This is a genomic window from Mycobacterium sp., assembly GCF_049281135.1.
Lineage (GTDB): Bacteria > Actinomycetota > Actinomycetes > Mycobacteriales > Mycobacteriaceae > Mycobacterium.
In genome coordinates this window covers 1-10,250 of sequence record NZ_JBAPRN010000167.1, presented here as the reverse complement: position 1 = coordinate 10,250, position 10,250 = coordinate 1, and the positions used below count along the sequence as shown (strand labels likewise).

The following is a 10,250-nucleotide window of genomic DNA, read 5'->3' as shown; positions in this document are numbered from 1 at the left end:
TGGTGGTCACCGCGGTCCGCTCGCTGCTGCAGCCGATGGTGTCGGGGTTGGGCCTGCTGGAGCCGCTCACCCTGACCGTCGGTGACGAGGTCGTCTTCGAAGACGTCATCGCGCGGCTGGTCGAGCTGGCCTACACCCGGGTGGACATGGTCGGCCGGCGCGGCGAATTCGCGGTCCGCGGCGGCATCCTCGATATTTTCGCTCCGACCGCCGAGCACCCGGTGCGGGTGGAGTTCTGGGGCGACGAGGTCAGCGAGATGCGGATGTTCGCGGTGGCCGACCAACGGTCGATCCCGGAGATCAGCGTCGACTCCCTGATCGCGGTCGCCTGCCGCGAGCTGTTGCTGACCGACGACGTGCGGGCGCGGGCCGCCGAGCTGGCCGGACATCAACCCCCGCCGGAGCACGGCGTCGCCGGCAGCATCGGCGAGATGCTGGCCAAGCTCGCCGAGGGCATTCCGGTCGACGGCATGGAGGCACTCTTACAAGTGTTGCGGCCCGAGGACATGACACTGTTGACCGATCAGCTGGCCGACGGCACGCCGGTGCTGGTCTGCGACCCGGAGAAGGTACGCACCCGGGCGGTCGACCTGATCAAGACCGGCCGCGAATTCCTCGATGCGTCCTGGTCGGTGGCCGCGGTCGGCGGTGATTCGCCGATCGATATCGAGGAGCTCGGCGGATCGGGATTCCGCGAACTCGAGGAGGTGCAGGACGCCGCGCGGCAGTCCGGGCACCCGTGGTGGACGCTGAGCCAACTCTCCGACGAGTCGGCGGTCGAGCTGGACATCCGCGCCGCGCCGTCCGCCCGCGGCCATCAGCGCGACATCGACGAGATCTTCGCGATGCTGCGCGCGCATGTGTCCACCGGCGGGGCCGCCGCCGTCGTCGCCCCGGGCACCGGAACCGCGCATCGAGTCGTCGAGCAGTTGGCCGAATCCGACACGCCGGCAACGATGTTGGAGTCGGGAACCGAGCCCAAGCCGGGCGTGGTCGGGGTGCTAAAAGGGCCACTGCATGACGGATCGGTGATACAGGGTGCCAAGCCGGGCGCGGAGCTGGTGATCGTCACCGAAACCGACCTGACCGGTAACCGGGTTACCGCCACCGACGGCAAGCGACTGGCCGCCAAACGCCGCAATACCGTCGACCCGCTGGCCCTGACCGCGGGCGACCTGGTAGTGCACGATCAGCACGGCATCGGCCGGTTCGTCGAGATGACCGAACGCACCGTCGGCGGCGCGCGGCGCGAGTACCTGGTGTTGGAGTACGCGTCGAGCAAGCGGGGACAGAACGAAACCGACAAGCTCTATGTGCCAATGGATTCCCTCGATCAGCTGTCCCGCTATGTCGGTGGCCAGGCACCGGTGCTGAGCCGGCTCGGCGGCAGCGACTGGACCAACACCAAGACCAAAGCCCGCAAGGCGGTCCGGGAGATCGCCGGTGAGCTGGTGGCGCTGTACGCCAAGCGGCAGGCCAGCGCGGGACATGCGTTCGGGCCGGACACCCCGTGGCAGGCCGAGATGGAGGACGCGTTCGGCTTCACCGAGACCATGGATCAGCTCACCGCGATCACCGAGGTCAAATCCGACATGGAGAAACCGGTGCCGATGGACCGGGTGATCTGCGGCGACGTCGGCTACGGCAAGACCGAGATCGCGGTCCGGGCGGCATTCAAGGCGGTCCAGGATGGCAAGCAGGTCGCGGTGCTGGTTCCCACCACGCTGTTGGCCGACCAGCACTTCCAGACGTTCACCGCGCGGATGGCCGGTTTCCCGGTCCGGATCAAGAGCCTTTCGCGCTTCACCGAGGGCGCCGAATCACGCGCCGTGCTCGACGGGATGGCGGAAGGCAACGTCGACATCGTGATCGGCACTCACCGGTTGCTGCAAACCGGCGTGCGCTGGAAAGACCTCGGTCTGGTGGTCGTCGACGAGGAGCAGCGCTTCGGCGTCGAGCACAAGGAGCACATCAAGTCCCTGCGCACCCACGTCGATGTGCTCACGATGAGCGCCACCCCGATCCCGCGCACGCTGGAGATGAGTCTGGCCGGAATCCGCGAGATGTCGACGATCCTGACGCCGCCCGAGGAACGCTACCCGGTGCTGACCTATGTCGGGCAGCACGACGACAAGCAGATCGCCGCCGCGCTGCGCCGAGAGCTACTACGCGACGGCCAGGCGTTCTACGTGCACAACCGGGTCAGCTCCATCGACGCCGCCGCGGCGCGGGTGCGCGAGCTGGTGCCGGAGGCCAAGGTCGCCGTCGCGCATGGGCAGATGCACGAGGATCTGCTCGAGAGGACCGTCGAGGGATTCTGGAACAAAGAGTTCGACATCCTGGTGTGCACCACCATCGTCGAGACCGGCCTGGACATCTCCAACGCCAACACGCTGATTGTCGAACGAGCCGACACGTTCGGTCTGTCCCAGCTGCACCAGCTGCGCGGCCGGGTCGGTCGCAGTCGGGAGCGCGGGTACGCCTACTTCCTGTACCCCCGGCAGGCGCCGCTCACCGAGACCGCCTACGACCGGTTGGCGACGATCGCCCAGAACAACGAGCTCGGTGCCGGCATGGCGGTGGCGATGAAGGACCTGGAGATCCGCGGCGCCGGCAATGTGCTGGGCGCCGAGCAGTCCGGACACGTCGCCGGAGTGGGCTTCGACCTCTATGTCCGCCTGGTCGGTGAGGCGGTCGAGGCCTACCGAGCCGCGGCCGACGGGGAGACCGTGGTCAGCGCCGAGGAGCCGAAAGACGTGCGCATCGACCTGCCGGTGGATGCGCACCTGCCGCCCGACTACATCCCCAGCGACCGGCTGCGGCTGGAGGGATACCGGCGGCTGGCGGCGGCCAATCACGACTCCGACATCGACGCCGTCATCGAGGAGCTGACCGACCGATACGGGGCGCTGCCCGAAACTGCCGAGCGGCTGGTCGCCGTCGCTCGCCTCCGACTGTTATGCCGCGCCGCGGGTGTCACCGAGGTGTCGGCGGCGTCGGCGGCCACCCTGCGACTGGCGCCGATGACGTTGCCGGACTCCGCGCAGGTGCGTCTGGCGCGCAAGTATCCGGGTGCGCGCTACCGCGCCACCACCTCGACCGTTCAGGTTCCTATCCCGCGGGCCGGGGGTGTCGGCGCGCCACGTATCCGCGATCTTGAGTTAGTTCAGATGGTGGCGGATTTGCTGGCGGCGCTGGACGGGAAACCAGGAGAATCGACCCAGGTAGTCACGCCAAAACAGGAGCGACAAGCGCGATGAACGGCGTCCATGACGATCGCCCTGGTGAGGGCAGGCGCTGGTGACTGTGATCCTGGTCGACCCTCGCCGCCCCTCGCTGGTTCCGGTGGAAGCCATCGAGTTGCTCAGCGGCGAGGTGCAGTACACCGAGGAGATGCCCGTCGCGGTGCCCTGGACGCTGCCGGCGGCGCGCCCGGCTCACACAGGAGAAGACGCTCCGGTGCTGTTGTCCTCCGACGCCGAGCACCCCGCGGTCACCGCGCGGCTGGCCGCGGGGGAGCGCCTGATCTCCGCGCCCGGGCACCAGCCGGGGGAGCGGCTGGTGGACGCCGTCGCAATGATGGACAAGCTGCGCACCGCCGGGCCGTGGGAAGGCGAGCAGACGCACGACTCGCTGCGGCGGTTCCTGCTGGAGGAGACCTACGAGCTCTTCGACGCGGTGCACAGCGGCGATACCGACGCGCTGCGCGACGAGCTCGGCGACGTGTTGCTGCAGGTCCTCTTCCACGCGCGCATCGCCGAGGACGCGCCTGAACATTCATTCACCATCGACGACGTCGCCGAAGCGCTGCTGCGAAAGCTGGGCAACCGGGCCCCGGGAGTCCTTGCCGGCGAGACGATTTCGCTTGACGAGCAGTTGGCTCAGTGGGAGGAGCGCAAAGCTCTGGAGAAGCCCCGCAACTCGGTCGTCGACGACGTGCCCACCGGTCAACCGGCTTTGGCGTTGGCGCACAAAGTGGTTCAGCGCATCACGCGAGCCGGGTTGCCGTTCGACCTGATCCCGACGAACATCACGTCTATCACCGTGACGGCCGACGTTGACGCCGAAAATGCTTTGCGCACAGCCGTATTGGAGTTGATGGCTACTGTGCGAGCCGTCGAGAAAGCGGTCGCCGCCGAGCGTCGGGTAGCGGATGTGCCCGCCGAACTGGGCGTCGCCGCCGTCGGCACAATCACCGAGGACGAGTGGCGCGCCTGCTGGCCGTCGGACGACGAGGCCGGACCGGAACCCGAGCCCGCCACCGAGGAGTCGGCCGCTGAGGACGCGGACGCATCCTCTGACGACCCCGAAAAGGACTGAAAGCCATTTTGACGCGCGCGAAAGCAAGCGTTGGCGCGGTGATGTTCGACACGCCCGGGGTGGCGATGCGCGCACGGTTACCTGCAGCTAGGGCGCACATCATCATGGCTGGATATCCGGTGTCGACCGGACACCTGGTGTTCACGGCGGGGTGACCTACTAGATTCCCGTGGGACCATGGATAAGGAATCGTGGTTTAGGGGTGTGTTGTGTCGCCGGTGCGTTGGCTGCGCGCGTTCGCCGTCGTAGGTGCAACGGCGCTGCTGTTGGCATCAAGCTGCTCGTGGCAGCTTGGCCCCTTCATCCCTAAAGGTGTGCCGCCGCCTCCAGGCGCCGTGGTGCCGCCGGTCGACACTCACGCCAAGGGCCGCCCCGCCGACCAGCTTCATGCTTGGGCGGCGCAGCGCGCCGCGGCCTTGCACATACCTGTGACCGCACTGGAGGCCTACGGCTACGCCGCTCGGGTTGCCGAGGTGGAGAACCCGAACTGTCATATCGCCTGGACGACGCTGGCCGGCATCGGGCAGGTGGAAAGCCATCACGGCACCTACCACCACGCGACACTGTTCCCCAACGGCGACGTGCGGCCGCCGATCAGGGGTGTGGTGCTCGACGGAACCAACGGCACCATGCGCATCATCGACAGCGAGGCGGGCGGGATGGACGGCGAGCCGGATACCGTGCGGGCAATGGGGCCCATGCAGTTCATCCCGGAGACCTGGCGGGAGTACGGCGTGGACGCCAACAATGATGGTGTGATCAGCGTCGACAACATCGACGATGCCGCCTTGTCCGCGGCGGGCTATTTGTGTTGGCGCGGGAAGGATCTCGCCACCGCGCGAGGCTGGATCACGGCGCTGTGGGCCTACAACGACTCCGACGTCTACGCCCGCGCCGTTCGTGACTGGGCTACCGCCTATGCGGCGGGTCACTCGCTCTGACCAAGGCTTTAGGCTGTAACCCTCACGACGCAAGGAGAACTAGTGCCGATTATCGAGCAGGTCGGGGCCCGCGAGATCCTCGATTCCCGCGGCAATCCGACAGTCGAGGTCGAGGTGGCTCTGATCGACGGGACGTTCGCGCGGGCCGCGGTGCCCTCCGGCGCGTCGACCGGAGAGCACGAGGCCGTCGAGCTGCGCGATGGTGGCGACCGGTATGGGGGCAAGGGCGTCAAGAAGGCCGTCCAGGCCGTGCTCGATGAAATCGCGCCCGCCGTGATCGGGCTCAACGCCGACGATCAGCGACTGGTCGACCAGGCTCTGCTGGACCTCGACGGCACGCCGGACAAGTCCCGGCTGGGCGCGAACGCCATCCTGGGGGTCTCGCTGGCGGTCAGCAAGGCCGCCGCCGATTCCGCCGAGCTGCCGCTGTTCCGCTACCTCGGCGGACCCAACGCGCACATCCTGCCGGTGCCGATGATGAACATCCTCAACGGCGGCGCGCACGCTGACACCGCCGTCGACATCCAGGAGTTCATGGTGGCCCCGATCGGGGCGCCGAGCTTTTATGAGGCGCTGCGCTGGGGCGCCGAGGTGTACCACGCGCTCAAGGCGGTGCTGAAGAAGCAGGGGTTGTCCACCGCCGTGGGTGACGAGGGCGGCTTCGCCGCCGACGTGGCCAACACCAGGACGGCGCTGGATCTGATCAGCCAGGCCATCGAATCCGCCGGGTTCAAACCCGGCCCCGATGTGGCGTTGGCCCTCGACGCGGCAGCCACCGAGTTCTACACCGACGGCACGGGCTACAAGTTCGAGGGAAACACCCATAGCGCCGATCAGATGACCGAGTTCTACGCGGGCCTGGTGAGCTCCTACCCGCTGGTGTCCATCGAAGACCCGCTGTCCGAAGATGATTGGGATGGCTGGGTGGCCCTGACCACGTCGATCGGCGACCGAGTGCAGATCGTCGGCGACGACATCTTTGTCACCAATCCCGAACGGCTGGAAGAAGGTATCGATCGGGGCGCGGCAAATGCGTTGCTGGTCAAGGTCAACCAGATCGGGACGCTCACCGAAACGCTCGACGCGGTCGCGCTGGCGCACCACAGCGGCTACCGGACGATGATGAGCCACCGCAGCGGCGAGACCGAGGACACCACGATCGCCGACCTGGCGGTGGCTGTTGGAAGCGGGCAGATCAAGACCGGCGCACCGGCGCGCAGCGAACGCGTCGCCAAGTTCAATCAGTTGCTGCGGATCGAAGAAGCGCTCGGCGACGCGGCCCGCTACGCCGGTGACCTTGCCTTCCCCCGATACGCGCCTTAAGCCCGATAGCCTTAGCGTCCGATGCCCGAATCGAAACGGCCAGAACCGAAGCGGCGCTCACCGGCTTCGCGTCCGGGGCGGGCCGGCGATTCGGTGTCCGGCCGGCCGCGCAAATCGACGGCGCCCCGTCGCGGGCAGACCGCATCCCGTGCGATGCCCGAGGTCGTCGAACCGATCAAACAGGCGATCGCCGAATCGGCTGAGCAGCGTTCGGATCAGCGCCTCGGTCTGACCGCGCGCCGGGCGGCGATCCTGGCGGCTGTGGTCTGCGTGCTGACCCTGACCATCGCCGGCCCGGTCCGCACCTACTTCGCGCAGCGCACCGAGATGAAGCAGCTGTCGGCTTCCGAATCCGCGCTGCGTCATCAGATCGCCGATCTCGAACAGCAGAAGGGCAAGCTGGGCGATCCCGTCTACATCGCGGCGCAGGCCCGCGAACGCCTCGGATTCGTGATGCCGGGCGAGATCCCGTACCAGGTCCAGCTTCCGCCGAACGCCGCGCTGCCCGCCGACCCGGGATCGGCGCCGACGGTCGCGGCCAGCAACGACCCCTGGTACACCTCGCTGTGGCACACCATCGCCGACAGTCCGCACGGCCCACCGACGCCCGTGCCGCCCAGTCCCATGCCACCCGGCCCGCCGCCGCCCGGTGGTTGATCCCGCCGACCTCGATGCGGTCACCCGCCAGCTCGGCCGCGAACCGCGTGGAGTGCTCGATATCGCCTACCGGTGTCCCAACGGCGAGCCGGGCGTGGTGAAGACAGCACCGAAACTGCCTGACGGTACACCGTTTCCGACGTTGTACTACCTGACGCATCCGGCACTGACCGCGGCGGCGAGCAGGCTGGAGACAACCGGAATGATGCGAGACATGACGCAGCGGCTGCAGTCCGACCCCGAGCTGGCCGCCGCGTACCGGGGGGCCCATGAGTCCTACCTGGCCGAGCGGGATGCCATCGAGCCGCTGGGGACCACGTTTTCCGGTGGTGGCATGCCCGGCCGGGTCAAGTGCCTGCACGTGGTGATCGCGCATTCGCTGGCCAAGGGCCGGGGAGTCAACCCGTTCGGCGACGAGGCGCTGGCGGTTCTTGCCGTCGAGCCGTCGATGGCCGGGATCCTGGATCCGGGGGAGTGGCGCTCATGACTCGAGTCGCCGCAATTGATTGTGGCACCAACTCGATTCGGTTGCTGATCGCGGACGCGCTGAACGGGCAGCTGCGCGACGTGCATCGCGAAATGCGGATCGTGCGACTCGGCCAGGGTGTCGACGCTACCGGCGCCTTCGTGCCGGAGGCGTTGCAGCGCACCCGGTCCGCACTTGTCGACTACGCCGCGCTGTGCACAACCCACGGCGTCGACCGGATACGCATGGTCGCGACGTCGGCCACCCGTGACGCCGGCAACCGTGACGTGTTCTTTGCGATGACGGCCGAGGTGCTCGGCGATGTGGTGGACGGTGCCATCGCCGAGGTGATCACCGGCACCGAGGAAGCGGAGTTGTCTTTTCGCGGCGCGGTCAATGAATTAGATTCCGCCGCTGGGCCTTTCGTCATTATCGATTTGGGCGGCGGCTCGACAGAGGTGGTATTGGGCACCGACACCGTGGTGGCGAGTTATTCGGCCGACATCGGCTGCGTGCGGCTGACCGAGCGATGCCTGCATTCGGATCCGCCGACGGCCGACGAGGTGGCCGCCGCGCGTCAGGTGGTCCGCGAGCGGCTCGGTGAGGCGCTGCGCGTCGTTCCGGTGGAGCAGGCCCGCACCTGGGTCGGTGTGGCCGGAACGATGACGACGGTAGCCGCGCTCGCACAGGACATGACCACCTATGACTCTGCGGCCATTCATCTCTCGAGCGTCGGCGTGGACCGGCTACTCACGGTGTGTGACGGACTGATCGGCATGCCGCGGGCGCAGCGCGCTGCGTTGGGGCCCATGCATGAAGGGCGGGTCGACGTGATTGGTGGCGGCGCCATCGTCATCGAGGAACTGGCGATCGCGCTGCGCGAGCGGGCCGGCATCGATGCGCTGACAGTCAGCGAACACGACATCTTGGACGGTATCGCGCTGTCGATTGCGTTGTAGGGCTGGCTATCCCAACGGGCGGTGTCCGATTGAGACCTCGAGCAGGCGCTTCTTCTGCTCCTTGTATTCCTGCTCGGTCAGATATCCCTGAGCGCGCTGCTTGGCGATATCCCGTATTGCGGCAGCGACTCCGGTGACGACGGTGCGGGGTGCCGGCGTAGCTTCGGGGTCGCCGTCACTCGCCGCGCCGGTAACGCGAGGCGTCAGCCGAGCGTGCGTCACCGGTTTGCCGTTCTCTCGAGTGTCGCCGGCGGCCGGCGGGCCGGCCATCGCCTGCCCGGCCATTCCACCAATTCCCATCTGGTTGAACGTATTTCCCGTCCCCGCTTCCGCTGCCGGGGCGGCGGCGTTCCCGGTGGTCAGCGGTGTCGCGAACGCTGTCGGGCGTATCTCGGGTGCGGCGACGGTCCAGTTCGACGGCACCGACAATGCGCCGACCGTGTTGGCCTGGCCCAGACTCGCCGACGGCCCCGATGCGCCGAACGCACCCGGATTGGTGATACGGGCCTGGAACTGTTCGGGGGGCACATCGTGGGTCCCGGGCCACCCCTCTGTCCCTTCCCATCCGCTGATGGTGTCATCCGTGCGCAGGCCTCCGATAGTACCCAGATAGGCGATGGGAAGGTCGACCGGTCCAGACAGGGCATCCATCGGAATGATCCCAAAGAGGGTGACCAGATCCGTTGGTGCACTGAGGAAGACGCTGATGAGATTGCTCAGGGTGTTTAGCGCGTCGCCGCTCTGGGCGGGCGCGGCTGCCCCGGAAACCGCCTGCGAGGTAGCCGATATGGCGCCTTGCGCATTGCCGGCGGAGGAGCCGGCAGCCTGGCTCACCGCGGCGGATTGGCTGGCCGTCCCGGCTGGGTCGGTGTTCTGGTTTGGTGACGCGAACGGCGTCAGCGCTGTCGCGGACGCCGACAAACCCGCATAGACGTACATCGCCACGGCGTCCTGGGCCCACATCTCGGCGTACTGGGCCTCGGTGGCCGCGATGGCCGGTGTGTTCTGCCCGAAGAAGTTCGTTGCCAGCAGCGTCATCAGTAGGCTGCGGTTGGCCGCGATCACCGGAGGCGGCACCGTCGACGCGAACGCCGTGTCGTAGGCGGCGGCGGCGGCCGCGGCCTGGGCGGAGGTCTGCTCAGCCTGTGCAGCGGTGCTACTCAGCCATTCCGCATAGGATCCGGCAGCGGCCGCCATCGATTCCGACGACGGACCTGACCAAGTACCGGAGGTCAGCTCGGAGACGACCGACTGATAGGCGCTGGCCGCGATGTACAGCTCGTCGGCCAAGCTGCCCCAGGCCTGCGCAGCGGCCAGCATCGGCCCCGATCCCGGACCGGTATACATCCGGCCGGAGTTGATCTCCGGCGGATAAATCCCGAAATCCATTGCTGCGCATTCCTCTTCCAGGCGACCGGCGCTTCCGCCACACGACGGACAGCGGTTCAGCGACCGAGCAGGCGGTTCTTCTGCTCGGTGTATTCCTCATCGGTCAGAATTCCTTCGTCGCGGAGCTTGGCGAACTCGCGTAGCTCGGCCGCAACCCCGGTGACCACGGCCCGAGGCTCGTCTCTGGGGGCCTGG

General features: G+C 67.6%; 9 protein-coding genes. 7 read left to right on the top strand and 2 right to left on the bottom strand.

What is annotated here, in order from left to right:
• From mfd to WAN02_RS06715, 7 genes are all read left to right on the top strand, one after another.
• Positions 1–3,260: transcription-repair coupling factor (mfd, locus tag WAN02_RS06745; protein ID WP_422263391.1), on the top strand; the 3,260-nt coding region annotated here is incomplete at its 5' end.
• Between the two features lie 40 nt (positions 3,261–3,300).
• On the top strand, positions 3,301–4,320 hold the full coding sequence (locus tag WAN02_RS06740; protein ID WP_422263390.1) for a nucleoside triphosphate pyrophosphohydrolase: 1,020 nt from the start codon (positions 3,301–3,303) through the stop codon (positions 4,318–4,320).
• A gap of 209 nt (positions 4,321–4,529) precedes the next feature.
• Positions 4,530–5,261: a lytic transglycosylase domain-containing protein gene (locus WAN02_RS06735; RefSeq protein ID WP_422263389.1), complete on the top strand. Its 732-nt coding sequence runs from the start codon at positions 4,530–4,532 to the stop codon at positions 5,259–5,261.
• 42 nt (positions 5,262–5,303) lie between these two features.
• Positions 5,304–6,584, top strand: a complete 1,281-nt coding sequence (gene eno, locus WAN02_RS06730) for a phosphopyruvate hydratase (RefSeq protein ID WP_422263388.1) — start codon at positions 5,304–5,306, stop codon at positions 6,582–6,584.
• Positions 6,585–6,605: 21 nt separating this feature from the next.
• On the top strand, positions 6,606–7,241 hold the full coding sequence (locus tag WAN02_RS06725; RefSeq protein WP_422263387.1) for an FtsB family cell division protein: 636 nt from the start codon (positions 6,606–6,608) through the stop codon (positions 7,239–7,241).
• A complete protein-coding gene (locus tag WAN02_RS06720) occupies positions 7,234–7,728 on the top strand; it encodes a DUF501 domain-containing protein (RefSeq protein ID WP_422263386.1) in 495 nt (164 codons plus the stop codon). The genes WAN02_RS06725 and WAN02_RS06720 overlap by 8 nt, the downstream gene beginning before the upstream one ends.
• The gene (locus WAN02_RS06715) at positions 7,725–8,666 is read left to right on the top strand and encodes an exopolyphosphatase (RefSeq protein WP_422263385.1); all 942 of its coding nucleotides are present in this window, start codon (positions 7,725–7,727) and stop codon (positions 8,664–8,666) included. The genes WAN02_RS06720 and WAN02_RS06715 overlap by 4 nt, the downstream gene beginning before the upstream one ends.
• A gap of 6 nt (positions 8,667–8,672) precedes the next feature.
• Here the strand turns inward: WAN02_RS06715 and WAN02_RS06710 are convergent, their stop codons facing one another.
• Positions 8,673–10,055: a PPE family protein, SVP subgroup gene (locus WAN02_RS06710; RefSeq protein WP_422263384.1), complete on the bottom strand. Its 1,383-nt coding sequence runs from the start codon at positions 10,053–10,055 to the stop codon at positions 8,673–8,675.
• Positions 10,056–10,111: 56 nt separating this feature from the next.
• Positions 10,112–10,222, bottom strand: a complete 111-nt coding sequence (locus tag WAN02_RS06705; RefSeq protein WP_422263392.1) for an SHOCT domain-containing protein — start codon at positions 10,220–10,222, stop codon at positions 10,112–10,114.
• Between the last annotated feature and the right edge of the window lie 28 nt (positions 10,223–10,250).